The organism is Cupriavidus sp. 05N40 (assembly GCF_056397305.1).
Window position 1 is genome coordinate 11829 of sequence record NZ_JBFTND010000083.1, and the last position, 17090, is coordinate 28918.

Genomic DNA, 17090 nt, shown 5'->3' on the forward strand with positions numbered 1-17090 from the left:
GGTAAAGCAGGCTGCCCTGGAGGCAGGCCGGCAGATTTACATCATGCCGTCCATGCCGCCCATGCCACCCATGCCGCCCGGCATTGCCGGAGCCGAATCGTCCTTCGGCAGTTCTGCAACTGCGCAGTCGGTGGTCAGCATCAGCGACGCGACCGAAGCTGCGTTCTGCAGCGCGGTGCGGGTCACCTTGGTCGGGTCCAGCACGCCCATTTCCACCAGGTCACCGTACTCGCCGGTGGCGGCGTTGTAGCCGTAGTTGCCCTTGCCGTCGATGACCTTGGCCACCACGACCGAGGCTTCTTCGCCAGCGTTCAGGACGATCTGGCGCAGCGGCTCTTCCATGGCGCGCAGCACGATCTTGATGCCGGCGTTCTGGTCGGCGTTGTCGCCGGTCAGGTTCGCGATGGCAGCGCGAGCGCGCAGCAGGGCCACACCGCCGCCGGGGACAATACCTTCTTCCACGGCTGCGCGGGTTGCGTGGAGTGCATCTTCCACACGTGCCTTCTTTTCCTTCATTTCGACTTCGGTGGCTGCGCCAACCTTGATCACTGCAACGCCGCCGGCCAGCTTGGCCACGCGCTCTTGCAGCTTTTCACGGTCGTAGTCCGAGGTCGCTTCTTCGATCTGGGCACGGATCTGCTTCACGCGGGCTTCGATCGAAGCTGCATCGCCGGCGCCATCGATGATGATGGTGTTTTCCTTGCCGATTTCGATGCGCTTGGCTTGACCCAGTTCTTGCAGGGTTGCCTTTTCCAACGTCAGGCCGATTTCCTCGGCGATCACTGCACCGCCGGTCAGGATGGCGATGTCTTCCAGCATGGCCTTGCGGCGGTCGCCGAAGCCCGGAGCCTTGACGGCGGCGGTCTTCAGGATGCCACGGATGTTGTTCACCACCAGGGTCGCCAGGGCTTCGCCTTCGACGTCTTCAGCGATGATCAGCAGCGGGCGGCCCGACTTGGCCACTTGCTCCAGCACCGGCAGCAGGTCGCGGATGTTCGAGATCTTCTTGTCGAACAGCAGCACGAACGGRTTGTCGAGGGCGACAACTTGCTTTTCCGGGTTGTTGATGAAGTACGGCGACAGGTAGCCGCGGTCGAACTGCATGCCTTCCACGACTTCCAGCTCGTCGGCCAGCGACTTGCCGTCTTCCACGGTGATCACGCCTTCCTTGCCGACCTTGTCCATCGCTTCAGCGATCAGGTTGCCGATCACTTCGTCGCTGTTGGCGGAGATCGAGCCGACCTGGGCGATTTCCTTGCTGGTGGTGGTGGTCTTGGTCAGCTTCTTCAGCTCTTCGACCGCGTTCACCACAGCCTTGTCGATGCCGCGCTTCAGGTCCATCGGGTTCATGCCGGCGGCAACGTACTTCATGCCTTCGCGCACGATCGACTGGGCCAGCACGGTTGCGGTGGTGGTACCGTCACCGGCGTTGTCGCTGGTCTTGGAAGCCACTTCCTTGACCATCTGCGCGCCCATGTTCTGCAGCTTGTCCTTCAGTTCGATTTCCTTGGCCACGGACACGCCGTCCTTGGTCACGGTCGGGCCGCCGAAGCTACGCTCCAGCACCACGTTGCGGCCCTTCGGGCCCAGGGTCACCTTCACTGCGTTGGCGAGAATGTTCACGCCTTCGACCATCTTGGCACGGGCGGCGTCGCCGAACACTACGTCTTTAGCTGCCATGTTCTGAATCTCCTAAATCTGTACGGGGGGTGGCGTGGATTACTTGTTCACCACGGCCATGATGTCTTCTTCGCGCATGACCAGCAGTTCCTGGCCATCCACCTTCACGGCCTGGCCGGCATACTTGCCGAACAGCACGCGGTCACCCACCTTGACGTCGAGAGCGATCGAAGCGCCCTTGTCATCCTTCTTGCCGGGGCCCACGGCGAGCACTTCACCTTGATCAGGCTTTTCGGCAGCATTGTCGGGAATCACGATGCCGGAAGCGGTCTTGGTTTCATTGTCCAGACGCTTGRCGATCACGCGGTCGTGCAAAGGACGCAGATTCATACGGACTCCTTGGTACAAAAAGTGATTTTACGTTCACAAGAACTGGCCGCTTTAGCTGGCTGCCAGCAGAATCGGAAGGCTGAGAGAGGGCTGTTAGCACTCTAACCCAACGAGTGCTAATTATAGGGACGGGGGTTTACGTTTTCAAGTCAGCGACTTGATACGTGTTTACCCTTGATGCTGTCGATGCGCGAGCGAATCAGGCAGCGACCAGTGCTCCGGGCGGGCCGCCTCGGCAGGTCACGGCCGACGGACTTACGCGAGTCCGCTCACCTTTTCCCCGGTTCCCGGGCAATCGCAGCCGCACCCTCACCGCGCGGGCGCGGCCGGCGCGCCCTCCCAGCGCAACCCCGCGATGCGCCGGTTTCGGCACATGCCAGCGACTTCAAGTACAGCTTTCCAGATATTGGCACAGGATTGAATCTGTACTCTTTTTCGGCACGCTCATGTGTGCCTCCTGGCAATACAGCTTCGCCCCTACTCTTCCTTTCAACAAAATGACGCGCAGCCAGTTCCAGTCCCCAAGGCCCGGCGACGCGCATTGATCGGAGCTACCGTCGTGAAAGACGAACCAGGGAAGATACGCGAAGTCTGCCTCCACCTTGTCGCCGGCTTGCGCCGCGGACGACCCGACATAGTTGCGCTGCCCGGCAACAGCGCCACCAGACCCGATTCATGCAGTCCGGCCGTGCCGCCGCAAGCGCACGATCGAGGCTTCCGCTACCGCGATGCACCTGGCGCCGATCCGGCCGGGAGGAGCGTCCGATGAAGCTCTACGAGAGGTTCGCCGACGATATCGAGCGGCTGATCCGGCAAGGTGTCTACCGGCACGGCGGACGATTGCCTTCCGTGCGGCAGGCTAGCCGGCAACACCGGATCAGCATTACCACGGTGCTTCACGCCTACCTGCTGCTGGAAAGCCGCGGCCTGCTGGTGAGCCGGCCGCAGTCCGGCTATTTCGTCGACCTGCAACGCGCAAGCGACGGGTGACGAATGCAGGCGTTGCGAGCATTCGAAGCCGATCGCCATGTCCTCCCCGGTGGACGTCAGCCGGCTTTGATGCTCCGGAACGTGACAAACGCGGGCGCGACCGAGGCGATCAATATCTGCCTTCAAAGGTTGGCGGCGGCCCGGATCGGCCTCGTCGCTGACGATCCGGGAAGCCTGTTCCAGCCCGTCCAGCCAGCGCTTCGCGCCGGTTGGCACCATCGTTGTGTTACCGATCATCCTGGTCTATAACGCACTTCAGTACCGGGTCTTCCGGGGCAAGGTGCGGGAAGGCGACGCCAGCCCCGGCCACGCCAATGTCGGGGAAACGACGCCATGATCGTGAGGCCGAGGCAAAACTGGTTCCTGATGCTGTTCGCCTGGAACGGTTCGGTATTGCAGACCATCCTTCCCCAACTGGTTTTCATCGGGGCTGTCAGCAGCCTGGCGGTGTTCACGCATGGCCGGATATTCGGCGAGAAGATTCCGCTCAATACGGCACCGTTCACGCTGTTCGGCCTGGCACTGGCCATCTTCCTCGCGTTTCGCAACAACGCCAGCTACGCCCGCTTCAACGAGGCTCGCCATCTATGGGGCAGTCTGCTGATTGCATCGCGGGCGCTCACATCGCAGATGCTCTGCTACCTCCCGGAGAACCTGCCTGCCGCGGATCGTACCCGGATCACCAATATGCTGATTGCATTCGCCTATGCGCTCAAGCATCGCTTGCGCATGACTGACCCGACAGAGGACCTGCGCCGCTACCTCGGCCCCGACCAGATGGCGGCGTTGCAGGGGAAATGCTACAAGCCGATGGCTTTGCTGAACGACATTCGCCGCGGCCTCGCCGGCTGCCAGGGACAAGTCGCCGCAACCGACAGCACACGCTGGATACTCGACCAGCAGATCAACGAGCTGGGCGGCGTGCTCGGGGGCTGCGAGCGGATCATCTCCACGCAGATCCCGTTTGCCTATAACGTGCTGCTGCATCGAACCGTCTATGCCTATTGCGTGATGCTTCCCTTCGGCCTGGTCGACTCGACCGAGCTTTTCACGCCATTGCTATGCGTCTTTATCTCCTACACGCTGATCGCACTGGAAGCGATCGCAAGCGAAGTCGCCGAACCATTCGGACTTGCACCGAACGCGCTGGCGCTCGATGCGATGACGCGCAATATCGAGCGATCTGTTCTCGAGCTTTGCGATCGCGAGCTGCCGCCGGAAACGCTGCCGGTGCGGCCGTATCAGTTCACGTAGGCGATCTTCCCGGGCATGTCGAACCAGGTCAATCGGCTTCCGAGGCTGCCTTTAGCGAACCGATCTTCAGCGAGCCGTCATGGCCTTGCGCCTCGGACGACAAAATCGAATCGTGACCTCCACCGTCGGCTTGAATGGAATCCGGGTGACGCTCGGCAAGGTCCTCCAGCAGCGTTGCCGATGGAATGAAGAACAAGCCGCCGGTGACTGCCCTGCTGAAGTCAAGCAACCTGTCATAGTTGCCCGGCGGCCGCCCCACGAACATGTTCTCGAGCATCTGTTCCAGCGGCCTGGGCGAACGGGCGTATCCGATGAAGAACGTACCGAATTCGCCTTTGCCCGGCTGCCCGAAAGGCATGTTGTCGCGCAAGATCTTCACCTCCTCTCCGTTCTCCTCGAGGGTGGTGAGCGAACTATGCGACGACGACGGCTTGACCGCCTCATCGAGTTCGATGTCGGACAGCTTCGTGCGGCCGATGATTCGCTCTTGCGTCTCGACGGGCAGCTTGTTCCAGCCAGCCATGTCGTGCAGATACTTCTGCACCATCACATAGCTGCCCCCGGCGAACGAAGGGTCCTCGTCACCGATGATCGTGAAACGAATGGATTCGGCTCCGGTCGGGTTCTCGGTGCCGTCGACAAAACCGACCATGCTTCGCATGTCGAAGTAGCGAAAGCCATGCACCTCGTCAACCACCGACACGGCCGCGCCAAGCCGGCTCATCAGCTGCGTTGCGAGTTCGAAGCACAGATCCATGTGCTCGGCGCGAATATGCAGGAGCAGGTCACCCGGCGTCGCCATGGCGCGGCGATCGCCGGCGCCGAATTCCCGGAAGGCGTGCAAGCCGGCCGGGCGGGGGGCGCCGAACAGCTTGTCCCAGGCATCCGAACCAAATCCGCAGACACACGAGAGGTTTCCGCCGGGGACCCGCTTTCCCACGGCACGAACGAGCGCGCCGATATCCGCGCACAACGCGCGCACGGCATCTGCGCTGTCATCGCCTGCTGACAGGACCGCGACGATAAAGATCGCGCTACGGGTGATCGGACTACACACGGCTTGCTGTTCGGGGATGATGTCAGGCATTTTTTCGAGTGTTTTCCATGTCGAATTCCAGCGATAACGGAACGATAGGCGCCGCTCAATTATCGCTCATCGTTACCTATACTTTGGGTTCAGGTGGCATCGTGAATTTCAGAAAGGCGGTCCGAACATTGCCTTGGAACGGCAGCCGCCCTTTGCATAAGTTGGCTGGCGGACGATCCGGGCGCATGGCCGGCCATCTACCGCCCGGCACGTTCAAGCATCACGGCCGCCTCTGCAGTCAACATGAGAAACGTGAGGGTTTCCTGCAGATACAATCGAATGGTAGCCTCGGAATGGTCAAGGTAGCCGATGGAAACGTCCTGGCCAATGTGCAGTTCGAAATCGCCGCCCCGCCCGGTGAGCACCATGCCGCCTTCCATTGCCGGCGCCCAGATGATCTCGCCGTCTACAAGCTGGCGAAGGTCCCGCAGGACGGGATAGCCATTGTCGGTGGCCCCGCCGACGTCCGTGAATGGCTTGTCACCCAGAAGCAATCTGTAGGGGCCATCGACACCGGCACGGCGCAACTGGTCCAGCGCTTGCGCCACCGCGGCCGGATACCCGCCGACATCGGGCGGAAGGGCCTGTGCGACATTGCTGGCACCCTGGGAAATCCCCTGGATCCCGGCCGCCGCATAGCCTTCGAAGACAATGCGATCCTCCGCATGCGCGAGTTTGCGAGCCGCATCCTTCAGTGGCTGCAGGTCGGGATTGCTCGACCCTCGTTCGACACTATCCATCTCCAGGCGGGACAGATCAAACGGGACCCGTAGCTCCACCAGGGCCCGCACATCGCGTTGGACGGCTTCGATACCATCGCCTGGCGACTCGATTTGCCGTACCTGGCCGGTACCGACCGCGGAAAACCCGAGACCCTTCGGTCCGACCAGATCCACAACGCGCCGAGCCGCGAAGTAGCGCTTGAGGGTGCGAGATGCTTCCTGCTCGATCTGCTCCCACGCTCCCTCAGAGATTGGCGCGAGCTCCCGACGAAGATTATTCATTTGAAGGCTTCCTTTGGCTGGCCGCTACGCGTCGAATCGTCATGCCGTCTTCGTCGCGTGTCTTGTGTTCCCTTCTTTCCGCCGCTGCCTCGGGTGTGCCGCCCGAGCGTGGCGTCGCCTTGTTGCCCGATCATTCTCGATGAACGTCCCGGGCTCGGCAAGAGCACAGCAAGGCTTCTCCCGCATCGGCTTGCGCGAACCGCTCCCGCTGTGCTCTAAACGATGCTCGCCGCGCGCACGGGATTCGGGGCAACTGCCGCCGCACCAGAGTCCGCCGCTGGCAGCCCGCGGGCAGGCAAAGGCCGATGACGCTCGCCTTCGCAAGGTCGGGCGCTTCCCCGCAGATCGTGTTTCACCCGCTTTCCGTTCAGCGGAAAAGCCGGGAAAGAGGGACCGCGCAGCCGACTTGCGCAGATCGTTTTCAACTGTATCTTTTCGCCAGCCTGGCCATCAACTATGTTAGCCAAAGGCTGAACTCTGTCGTGCCGGCTTTCCGGAGAGCGCCTGGTTCTCGACGCACGAGACTGCCGCGACGAAGTCGGAAACGCGCCGCGGCATCAGAGGCAGAAACATCAGTCGACGGCCGGACGCTTCCGGTGTCCCCGGCGTCCCCGGCCTCGCATGTCCGGCAACGCCCGGCTGCCATGCCGCATCCGAATCGAACAGTCTGAACGCTTCGACCAACAGGGATCTTCACAACAGGGATCTTCACGCCATGCCAGTCCTCTGCGACATCTGTAATGCACGCCCCGCGGTTGCCCGTGTCACCGTGACGGAGAACGGCGAGCGCCGCACGCTCTCGATCTGCGACTATCACTACCGCCAGATGCTGCGGCATCAGGACATGATGAATCCGTTCGACTCCCTCCTGAACGGTGGAGGCGGGATGTCACACCTGTTCGGTGGCCTGGGCGGCGAGACCGACGATGCAGGCTCCTTCTCCACCGAGGTGCCGCGCGAGTCCGTCGATGCCACGGACGCCTTCAGCGAGCAGACGATCGAGCTGTTGCAGCGCGCGGCGGAGAAGGCGCACGAGTTACGCCGCGCCGAGCTCGACACGGAGCATCTCCTCTATGTGCTTGCCGAGAACGACATTGCCGGCGCACTGCTCAAGGAGCTCAAGATCTCGTCCGAAGACATCAAGACCTATATTGACGAGCACGCGCGCACGGGGGAAGCGGACCCCGATGCGCCACTCGACCGGATGACGATCTCGCCGCGCCTGAAGAAGGCCTTTCAGTTTGCCTTCCAGGCGTCGCGCGAACTGGGTCACTCGTACGTCGGGCCCGAGCATCTGCTGATTGGCCTTGCCGCCGTGCCCGAGAGCATCGCGGGAGCCCTCCTCAAGAAATATGGCGTGACACCGGAAGCCTTGCGCCAGAAGGTCGTCAAGGTGGTGGGAAAAGGCGCGGAGGACGGTCGCATCGAAGGCGGCACGGGCACGCCCAACCTCGACAAGTTCGGGCGCGACCTCACCGCGATGGCGCGCCAGGGCAAGCTCGATCCGGTGCTGGGCCGCGCACAGGAGATCGAGAGCACGATCGAGGTGCTTGCCCGGCGCAAGAAGAACAATCCCGTGCTGATCGGCGAGCCGGGCGTTGGCAAGACAGCGATCGTCGAAGGACTCGCGCAGCGGATCGTCAACGGCGACGTGCCGGAAGTCCTGCGTGACAAGCGGCTCGTCGAACTGAACATCAATGCGATGGTTGCGGGCGCGAAGTACCGCGGCGAATTCGAGGAGCGCGCAAAGAACCTGATCGACGAGGTCACGGCCAGCCGGGACTCGCTGATCCTGTTCGTGGACGAGTTGCACACGATCGTCGGGGCTGGCCAGGGCGGGGGCGAGGGAGGCCTCGACATCGCCAATGTGCTCAAGCCTGCGCTGGCGCGCGGCGAGCTCAGCCTGATCGGTGCAACGACACTGAGCGAGTACCAGAAGTACATCGAAAAGGATGCGGCACTCGAGCGCCGCTTTCAACCCGTGCTCGTGCCGGAGCCGAGCGTCGAGCAGACCATCGTGATCCTGCGTGGCCTGCGTGACAAGCTGGAGGCACATCACCAGGTGACCTTCTCCGACGATGCCTTTGTCGCGGCGGCCGAGTTCGCGGATCGCTACATCACGTCACGCTTCCTGCCCGACAAGGCGATCGACCTGATCGACCAGGCCGCGGCACGCGTGCGGATCGGCGCGACCTCCCGTCCGGCCGCGATCCTGGAACTGGAAGCGGAAGCCGCGCAGCTCAAGCGCGAGCAGGACTATGCCGCCTCGCGCAAGCGTTTCGACGAGGCGAAGCGCTTCGAGGAACGCATCGGCGAGAAGCAGAAGCAGCTCGACGAGGCGATGGAGGCGTGGCAGCGAAAGACGGGCTCGGAGACGCTCGAGGTAACGGTGGCGACGGTGGCTGAGGTCGTATCTCGCCTTACCGGCATTCCGGTCGCGGAACTCACGCAGGAAGAGCGGCAGAAGCTGCTTGGCATGGAGGCAAAGCTGCGTGAGCGCGTGGTTGGCCAGGAGGATGCCGTGGTCGCGGTGAGCGACGCGGTACGCCTGTCGCGCGCGGGCCTCGGCCAGACGCACAGACCGATCGCGACCCTGCTGTTCCTGGGGCCCACCGGCGTCGGCAAGACGGAGCTCGCCAAGGCCCTGGCCGAAACCGTGTTTGGCGATGAGCAGGCGATCATCCGCATCGACATGTCCGAATACATGGAGCGTCACGCGGTGGCGCGCCTGATCGGGGCGCCGCCGGGCTACGTGGGCTACGAGGAGGGCGGCCAGCTGACCGAACGCGTGCGGCGACGTCCCTACAGCGTGATCCTGCTCGACGAGATCGAGAAGGCGCACCCCGACGTCTACAACGTCCTGTTGCAGGTGTTCGACGATGGTCGCCTCACCGATGGCAAAGGCCGCGTGGTCGACTTCAGCAACACGATCCTGATCGCCACCAGCAACCTCGGCTCCGCCATCATCATGGATAACCTGGYGCAGCCCGAGGCCAAGCGAAAATCCGACAAGGAAGTCCGCGCGGCACTGATGGGCGTGCTGAAGGGGCACTTCCGTCCGGAGTTCCTGAACCGCATCGACGAGATCATCGTCTTCCATGCGCTTGGCAAGGAGAACATCCGCGCGATCGTGCAGATCCAGCTCGATCGCATCGTGCGCACGGCGGCGGCACAGGACATCACGCTCAGCTTCGGCGACGCGCTCGTCGAGCACCTGGTCGAAGTCGGCTACCAGCCCGAGTTCGGCGCGCGCGAACTGAAACGCCAGATTCGCCAGGTCATCGAAACGCGTCTCGCCAAGGAGATCCTCGGTGACGCGCTGAAGCCGGGCGACAAGGCGAGGATCGACTACGACACGGACAGCGCGGCGGTACGGTTCGACAAGCTCCCGGCCAAGCCTAAGGCAAAGGACAGCGCAAAGGATGCCCCGCCCCCCGATGGCACGCCGTCCCTGGAGCAGGCGCCAGAGCGCCGTGCCGGCTCAAAGCCGAGGAAGTCCGCCGCATAGGAGCCAGCGAGAAGCGTCAGCTTGACCCGAGTGCATGGTGCCGCCGTTTTCATCCATGGAGTTCATCAAATGACCAATCGACGCGAAGTGCCCGGTATCAGGGAATACGAAGGCCCTGCCGGCGGCTGGGGAGCGCTGCGGGCGACGGCCCAGGCCATCCGGCTGCAGATGGAAACCATCAAGGCCCCGATCACGCTGCTCCGGACCAATCAGCCGGACGGCTTCGATTGCCCGGGCTGCGCCTGGCCCGACAAGGAACACCGTTCCAATTTCCAGTTCTGCGAGAACGGCGCGAAGGCCGTCACCTGGGAGGCGACGACCAAGCGCGTGCGCCCGGAGTTCTTCGAGAACAACACCGTGGCATCGCTGCTGCAGCGCTCGGATTTCGAGCTGGAGGACATGGGCCGCCTGACGCATCCGCTTGTCTACGACCGCGCCACGGACAAATTCCGGGCAGTCGAGTGGGATGAGGCGTTCGGCCGGATCGGGCAGATCCTGCGCGGGTTGTCGCCAGACCAGGTGGAGTTCTATACGTCCGGCAGGGCCTCGAACGAGGCCGCCTTCCTGTACCAGCTCTTTGTGCGGGAATATGGCACGAACAATTTCCCTGACTGCTCGAACATGTGCCACGAGCCGACCAGCATCGGGCTGCCGCAATCGATCGGCATCGGCAAAGGCACGGTGTCGCTCGAAGACTTCGACACGTGCGACCTCATCATCTCGATCGGGCACAATCCCGGCACGAATCATCCGCGGATGATGGGCACGCTGCACGAAGCGTCACGTCGCAACGTACCGATCATCGTCTTCAATCCGCTACGCGAACGCGCCCTCGAGCGCTTCGCCGATCCGCAGAACTGGCTTGAGATGGCCACCTACGGCTCGACCCGGATCGCCTCGACCTATTTCCAGGTCAACGCCGGCGGCGACGCGGCCGCACTCAAGGGCATCATGAAGTCGCTGCTGGCGCTGGATGCGGAACAGGGTAACGTCCTTGACCGCGAATTCATCGCCACGCACACGGTCGGCTTCGACGCCTTCGCGGCCGATCTGCAAGCCACGACATGGGAGGACATCGAAAAAGCGAGCGGACTATTGCAAGCCGATCTCGAACAGGTGGCCATCGCCTATGCGAAGTCGAATGCCGCGATTGTCACGTACGGCATGGGCGTCACCCAGCATAACAAGGGCACGGCCAATGTTCGCCTGATCGCCGACCTGCTGCTGCTGCGCGGCAACTTCGGCAAGCCCGGCGCCGGCATATGCCCGCTGCGCGGCCACTCCAACGTCCAGGGAAACCGCACGGTCGGCATCACGGAGAAGCCGTCGGCGGACTTTCTCGAGCGGCTCGAAGGCATCTTCGGCTTCCAGCTTCCCCGCGAACACGGGCACGATGCCGTCAACGCCATCGAGGCGATGATCAGGGGTTCCTCGAAGGCCCTGATCTGCCTGGGCGGGAACTTCGCCGTCGCGCTGCCGGATCCCGAGCAATCCCTGCCCGCGATGGCCAAGCTCGACCTGAGCGTGCACGTCGGCACCAAGCTCAATCGCACGCACCTCCTGGTGGCGAAGGAAACCTATATCTTCCCTTGCCTCGGGCGTACCGAACTCGATGTGCAGCAGAGCGGCCCGCAATCGGTCACGGTCGAAGACTCGATGTCGATGGTCCATGCGTCGGCCGGCAAGCTCACCCCGGCTTCCGAGCACTTGCGCTCCGAGCCGGCAATCGTTGCCAGCATCGCGCACGCAACCCTGCCGGACAGCAAGGTCCCCTGGCTGGAGCTGATCGCCGACTATGACAAGATCCGTGACCTGATCGACAGGAGCATCCCCGGGTTCGAAGCCTTCAATGAGCGCATCCGGATGCCGGGCGGATTCCGCCTGCCATTGCCGCCGACCGAGCGCAAGTGGCATACGCCTTCAGGAAAGGCCGAGTTCTCCGTGTACGCCGGCGTGCACGAGGACGCCGAGGTCCTGGGAGGTGAAAACGTCCTGCGCCTGATCACGATCCGCAGCCACGACCAGTACAACACAACCATCTACGCCCTGGATGATCGTTATCGTGGTGTGTTCGGCCGCCGCGACGTCCTGTTCATGAACGAGGCCGACCTGGCCTCGCATGGGATCGAACACGGGGACCTGGTAGACATCGAGACCATCGTCTCGGACCGACGGCTCCGGCTCGAGAACATCACGGCGATTGCCTACGGCATCGCGCGCGGATCCGTGGCCGCTTACTATCCGGAGGCGAACGTCCTGGTACCGCTCGACTACATCGACAAGGAAAGCGGCACGCCCTCGTACAAATCCATTCCCGTCCGAGTGACGCGTTCAGCCGCCAATTGATCGTGGATGCGCCGGGTGCACCGTACCAGGATTCGATGCGCCCGGCAGCCCTGGTGGATCGGGGCATCCACAGGACGGGAAGGAAGGAGCATCGCCATGGAAACGCGAGACGTCGTCATTGCAGACACCGTCCGGCGCTATAGCCATTTAGGTCCATCGACACGTGCATAGCCGCGCAGCTTGCCGATCAAGGCGCTCGCGTCCGCATCCACCGATATCGAATGCCGATGCGCCGCCGGCAGGAATTTGGTGTCGACCATATGGTCGATAAACCCCAGAAACGGCGCGAAAAAGCCGGCGGAGTCCAACAGGCCGACAGGTTTGTCGATCTCCGCGAGCTGGTTCATGCTCCACACCTCCATCAGTTCCTCGATCGTCCCGATGCCTCCCGGCAGGGCGATGAATGCATCGGCAAGCACGACCATGCGTTCCTTTCGGCTACGCAGGGTCGGCGTGATTTCATGCCTGGTCAGGCCGGGATGCGAATGGCCGCGCTGGTGCAGGCTTTCGGTTATCACGCCATGGACCTTGCCACCGGAAGCCAGGGCGGCATCCGCGACGATACCCATCAGGCCCCTTGCCGAGCCGCCATAGACGACTGTTATGCCCGCCGTTCCCAGTGCCCGTCCGAGCGCTCGCGCTCCGTCGGCGAACTCGTCCGATGCGCCGTAGTTCGATCCGCAAAAGACGGCGATGGTCTTGATTGAACGTATCGTCATATCACCTGGATTTCCTTGGGGGCGGATAAAGGGCCGCGTATGGATTAAAGCTAAAACGGAGGGAAATATGCTGGTTGTACCTGCCGATCCGATGCCTGGGAGGAGCCTTCAATTTACCAAGCTCATGACCCGCACCCAAGGGCCATGAACGGAAATTGCGACTGATCCATGATTGTTGTTGGCAGGCTGGCGGTGGCACAGGCAGATGACGTGCCTCCTTCCGGCAGAAGCCGGGTAAGGCATGAACCGCTGAATGGGGGCGCGCGTGAGGACGGGAGGTCAAATGGGTTCGCCTTCTTGGGATCGCCTTTCTGGGATCGCCGCACGCATGTCGCGCGCATTTGCCTCGAGCTTTCCTCGCCGCTCATCATGGTATAGTCATTTTCAAACAGCCGCAAAAATGGACTGGTCCATGACCGTCGCGAAAACCAGTAGTATTCCGCCGTTGGATCCAACTGCGGCCGCACCCTTCTACCGACAGATCTACGACCGGTTTCGCGGCGCGATCAATAGTGGCGTGTTGAAGCCGGGTGACCGGGTACCCTCGGCACGCGCGCTGACCAAGGAGCTGGGTTTAGCGAGAGGCACCATCGAGGCGGCCTATTCATTGCTGGCAGCCGAGGGGTACATTCAGGCGCGCGGCCAGGCGGGGACCATCGTGACGCCGGGCCTCGAGCCGCGAACGCCAGTTGCGAGCACCCTGCCCCGGCCCGGCAGCGCCATTGCTGCGGCCAGCTTTCGTCCGGATTCGATCTTGCCGTTCCAAATGGGCTTGCCTGCCCTGGATGCGTTTCCCCGCAAGATCTGGGCGCGCCTGGGCGCGCGGTGTGTACGTGCCATGCAACCATCCGACATGGCCCATCCCTCCGTATATGGCTTGCAGGAGCTGCGCGCCGGGATTGCCGCATACCTGCAGGTTTCGCGCGGAATTGACTGCTCCCCGTCTCAGATATTCGTGACATCGGGATATCGCAACACCATCGAGCTGATTGCCCATGCATTACTGAAGGCGGGAGATCACGTATGGCTCGAAAATCCCGGATACCCGCCGACGCGGGAGCTATTGGGGCATATGCATATTGCGGCGGTCCCGGTGCCGGTAGACCGGGAGGGCGTGGTCATTGCCGATGGCATCGCGTTGGCGCCCCGGGCGCGCGCGGCTGTGGTCACACCTGCTCATCAGAGTCCGCTGTGCGTGTCTCTGTCGCTACCCCGGCGCCTGGCGCTGCTGGACTGGGCGACGCAAAACAATGCATGGATCATTGARGACGATTACGACGGCGAGTAYCGGTATGTCAGCCGTCCGCTGTCTGCGCTGAAGAGCCTGGACCGTGACGGGCGAGTGCTCTATGCCGGCACCTTCAGCAAGGTGCTTTTCCCGAGCATCCGGCTTGCCTATCTCGTCGTGCCGGAAGCGCAGGTCGAGCGGTTCGAGCAAATCACCCAGGCCTTTGCAGGGGGCAGTCCCGGGCTGACGCAAGCGATTGTCACGGCCTTCATGGCGGAGGGGCACTTCGCGCGCCATATCCAGCGGATGCGCAAGCTCTATGCCGAGCGTCGGGAAGCGACGGCAGCAGGCCTGGAAAGCGTGCTGGGGAAAACCATGCGAATCGATTCACAGCCTGGAGGAATGCACCTGATCTTGCGGCTGCAAGGCCAGCAGTCGGATCGCCGGCTTGCAGCGCGCATGCGGGCAGCGGGCCTGTACGGGGAAGCATTGACGAACTGGACGAGGGACGGTGCGCGGGACGGTGCGAGGGACAGTGACGGAGCCTCGGCCTTGCTTCTCAATTTCACGAACATCGACTCCCAGGGCACCGCCGAGAATCTCGGAAGGCGTATCTTGCAGCTGCTATGACGCTGGCAGTCGCCGTCCCCGGCGGCAATCATGGTCCAGTGCGCAAGCCGGATCATGGATCTTCTGGCGTAGGCCAGGATGCAACACGATAGAGTCCTTCAACAGCCAAACAAGGATTCGTCATGATTCATCGTATCGACTACACCAAGGCCTCGCCCGAAGCTTACAAGGCGTTCGGAGGGGTGTACCTCACGCTTCAGAAAAGCAGCCTGCCGAAGGAACTGGTCGATCTTGTGTATCTGCGGGTTTCGCAAATGAATGGCTGTGCATTCTGCATCGACATGCATTCCCGCGATCTGCTCAAGTCTGGCCTGGCGGCAGACAAGCTCGTACTGGTACCGGTGTGGCGCGACGCGGGCGAGGTATTCAGTGCCCGCGAACGCACCGCGCTCGCCTGGGCCGAGACCGTGACGCGYGTSGCCGAAACCGGCGTTYCCGATGCCGACTACGAAGCYGCYGCTGCCGGGTTCAGCGASAAGGAACTKGCCGACCTCACCTAYGCGATCGGTTTGATGAACGCGTTCAATCGATTCGGAATCGCGTTCCGCTCGCCCCCGGCCGCTGCTGCCAAAGTCTGACAAGCCCGACAAGTCCCATCAGCCCCATCAACCCCATCAGCCCCATCAGCCCCATCAGCGAGCGCTGAGCGCATGGCAATGCCTGGCGCTCGGCGCTCGCCTCCCGAATCGACGCATGGCGGCCTGCCCCTTGCGCGACTGCAGTGCCCGCGCGCATCCATGATGCGCTTACGCTTGCCGGCGATCCGGGTGCCGGATCCGCCGCCGCGGGCGCCGGGCAACAGCGCACCCGCAGCGCCCCTCTGATACGTGCACGGAAGCGCGGTCCTGAAGGCACATCAGCGCGGCCCGGTCATGTCGTCATGCACAAATGAATGAATATCATGCGAACAAGTTGATTTATCTTCGTTTTCGCATGAACAACAATGGTGATACCAACCCAGCCCGACTCAATCCGACTCAACCCAATTCCTACCGGGAGTTCACCATGCCGCAAGCCTCCATGCAGGCCCTGATCGTCGAAACCGCAGGCGCGCCCTTCAAGTCCGTCCAGCTTCCCGTGCCGCAGGCTGGTCCCGGCCAGGTTCTGGTGCGCATCCTGGCCAGCGGGGTCAACCCGCTCGACACCAAGATCCGCGCCGGCAATGCGGCGCATGCGCGTCAGCCGCTGCCCGCCGTGCTCGGCATCGACCTGGCCGGCGTGGTGGAGGCCGTGGGCCCGGGCGTGTCCTGCTTCGCGCCCGGCGACGAGGTCTACGGCATGACCGGCGGCGTGGGCGGCGTGCAAGGTTCGCTGGCCGAGTATGCCGCGGTCGACGCCGACCTGCTCGCACCCAAGCCCGCCGGTTTCTCGATGCGCGAAGCCGCCGCGCTGCCGCTGATCTTCATCACCGCGTGGGAGGGCCTGGTCGACCGGGCCAACGTGCAGCCCGGACAGAAGGTGCTGGTGCACGGCGGCGCCGGCGGCGTCGGCCATGTCGCGGTGCAGATCGCCCGCGCGCTCGGTGCGCAGGTCTACGCCACCGGCTCGGCCGGGCACAAGGCAACGATCGAGGGCTATGGCGCCACCGCAATCGACTTCGCCACGACCACGGTCGAGCAGTACGTCGAGCAGCACACCGGCGGCGCAGGCTTCGACGTGGTGTACGACACGGTTGGCGGCGAGGTGCTGGACAACGCCTTCCTCGCCGCACGCACCTATGGCGGCCATGTGGTGAGCTGCCTGGGCTGGGGGACGCACAAGCTGGCGCCGCYGTCGTTCCGCGCCGCGACTTACTCGGGTGTGTTCACCCTGATCCCGCTCCTGACCGGCAAGGGCCGCGCACACCATGGCGAGATCCTGCGGGAGGCCACCCTTCTCGCCGATGCCGGCAAGCTCACCGTGCAACTGGATCCGCGCCGCTTCCACCTGGACAATGCCATCGAGGCACACCACGCCATCGAGACGCGTGCGGCCAAGGGAAAGCTCGTGGTGGAAATCGCGCGGGGCTAAACCATTCCGGCCCGGCCGCGCAACACGTCGCGGCCGGGCCGTGGCCTGGAGGGAACGGCAATTGGCAGAACAGGGGCGAATATGCCATCCATTTCCTGGATAAAGGTATTTCGCCTTCGGATTATCCGCCGCCAACATGCCACTTCGCGCCTTGAATTCCGATAAGAATTATTAAGAATAATCACATCCTCACCGTCAAGCAGCCGACCATCTTCCAGGCGCCCCCGAACGCCGTCCCGCCGTCGATTTCCGCCACTACGCGCGGAAATCTGGTGAAATCCCGCCGAATCATCCGCCCCCGCTC

At 63.0% G+C, this 17090-nt stretch carries 11 protein-coding genes and 2 pseudogenes; 8 read left to right on the top strand and 5 right to left on the bottom strand.

The annotated features are described in order from the left end of the window. Window positions 1–36: 36 nt before the first annotated feature. Window positions 37–1680, bottom strand: a complete 1644-nt coding sequence (gene groL, locus AC1DO7_RS19990) for a chaperonin GroEL (RefSeq protein WP_441612591.1) — start codon at window positions 1678–1680, stop codon at window positions 37–39. A gap of 39 nt (window positions 1681–1719) precedes the next feature. Continuing rightward, window positions 1720–2010, bottom strand: a complete 291-nt coding sequence (gene groES, locus AC1DO7_RS19995; RefSeq protein WP_477116491.1) for a co-chaperone GroES — start codon at window positions 2008–2010, stop codon at window positions 1720–1722. Window positions 2011–2775: 765 nt separating this feature from the next. On the opposite strand from groES, the pseudogene AC1DO7_RS20000 reads away from it, so the two are divergent. From AC1DO7_RS20000 to AC1DO7_RS20010, 3 genes and pseudogenes are all read left to right on the top strand, one after another. Then, window positions 2776–3067: pseudogene (locus tag AC1DO7_RS20000) on the top strand (GntR family transcriptional regulator); the annotation flags it as partial. A gap of 87 nt (window positions 3068–3154) precedes the next feature. After that, window positions 3155–3337: pseudogene (locus AC1DO7_RS20005) on the top strand (hypothetical protein); the annotation flags it as partial. Further along, window positions 3334–4254: a bestrophin family protein gene (locus tag AC1DO7_RS20010; protein ID WP_441612592.1), complete on the top strand. Its 921-nt coding sequence runs from the start codon at window positions 3334–3336 to the stop codon at window positions 4252–4254. The pseudogene AC1DO7_RS20005 and the gene AC1DO7_RS20010, both read left to right, overlap by 4 nt. A gap of 28 nt (window positions 4255–4282) precedes the next feature. On the opposite strand, the gene AC1DO7_RS20015 is transcribed toward AC1DO7_RS20010, so the two are convergent. Together AC1DO7_RS20015 and AC1DO7_RS20020 are read right to left on the bottom strand one after the other, a co-directional pair. After that, window positions 4283–5341, bottom strand: coding sequence for a Dyp-type peroxidase (locus tag AC1DO7_RS20015; protein ID WP_441612593.1), 1059 nt, complete (start codon window positions 5339–5341; stop codon window positions 4283–4285). Between the two features lie 197 nt (window positions 5342–5538). After that, entirely contained in the window at window positions 5539–6345 is an 807-nt protein-coding gene (locus AC1DO7_RS20020) for a family 1 encapsulin nanocompartment shell protein (RefSeq protein ID WP_441612594.1), read from the bottom strand. A gap of 715 nt (window positions 6346–7060) precedes the next feature. Here AC1DO7_RS20020 and AC1DO7_RS20025 point away from each other — a divergent pair. Next, window positions 7061–9853: an ATP-dependent Clp protease ATP-binding subunit gene (locus tag AC1DO7_RS20025; RefSeq protein ID WP_477116492.1), complete on the top strand. Its 2793-nt coding sequence runs from the start codon at window positions 7061–7063 to the stop codon at window positions 9851–9853. Between the two features lie 69 nt (window positions 9854–9922). After that, on the top strand, window positions 9923–12199 hold the full coding sequence (locus AC1DO7_RS20030) for an FdhF/YdeP family oxidoreductase (protein WP_441612596.1): 2277 nt from the start codon (window positions 9923–9925) through the stop codon (window positions 12197–12199). A gap of 137 nt (window positions 12200–12336) precedes the next feature. On the opposite strand, the gene AC1DO7_RS20035 is transcribed toward AC1DO7_RS20030, so the two are convergent. After that, complete coding sequence (locus AC1DO7_RS20035; RefSeq protein WP_441612597.1) at window positions 12337–12918, bottom strand: LOG family protein; 582 nt, start codon at window positions 12916–12918, stop codon at window positions 12337–12339. Between the two features lie 412 nt (window positions 12919–13330). On the opposite strand from AC1DO7_RS20035, the gene pdxR reads away from it, so the two are divergent. The 3 genes from pdxR to AC1DO7_RS20050 all read left to right on the top strand — a co-directional run bounded on the left by pdxR (window position 13331) and on the right by AC1DO7_RS20050 (window position 16786). Continuing rightward, window positions 13331–14776: a MocR-like pyridoxine biosynthesis transcription factor PdxR gene (pdxR, locus tag AC1DO7_RS20040; protein WP_441612598.1), complete on the top strand. Its 1446-nt coding sequence runs from the start codon at window positions 13331–13333 to the stop codon at window positions 14774–14776. Window positions 14777–14898: 122 nt separating this feature from the next. Beyond that, window positions 14899–15354 (top strand): carboxymuconolactone decarboxylase family protein, encoded by a 456-nt coding sequence (locus tag AC1DO7_RS20045; protein WP_477116493.1) that lies wholly within the window; start codon window positions 14899–14901, stop codon window positions 15352–15354. Window positions 15355–15781: 427 nt separating this feature from the next. After that, window positions 15782–16786 carry a zinc-dependent alcohol dehydrogenase family protein gene (locus AC1DO7_RS20050; RefSeq protein WP_477116494.1) on the top strand — a complete coding sequence of 335 codons (1005 nt, stop codon included), beginning with the start codon at window positions 15782–15784 and terminating at the stop codon, window positions 16784–16786. Window positions 16787–17090 lie beyond the last annotated feature (304 nt).

Coding starts and splice junctions, on each gene's coding strand:
- AC1DO7_RS20030 (WP_441612596.1), top strand. CDS start 9,923: ATGACCAATCGACGCGAAGTGCCCGGTATCAGGGAATACGAAGGCCCT.
- AC1DO7_RS20020 (WP_441612594.1), bottom strand. CDS start 6,345: ATGAATAATCTTCGTCGGGAGCTCGCGCCAATCTCTGAGGGAGCGTGG.
- AC1DO7_RS20035 (WP_441612597.1), bottom strand. CDS start 12,918: ATGACGATACGTTCAATCAAGACCATCGCCGTCTTTTGCGGATCGAAC.
- AC1DO7_RS20010 (WP_441612592.1), top strand. CDS start 3,334: ATGATCGTGAGGCCGAGGCAAAACTGGTTCCTGATGCTGTTCGCCTGG.
- AC1DO7_RS20015 (WP_441612593.1), bottom strand. CDS start 5,341: ATGCCTGACATCATCCCCGAACAGCAAGCCGTGTGTAGTCCGATCACC.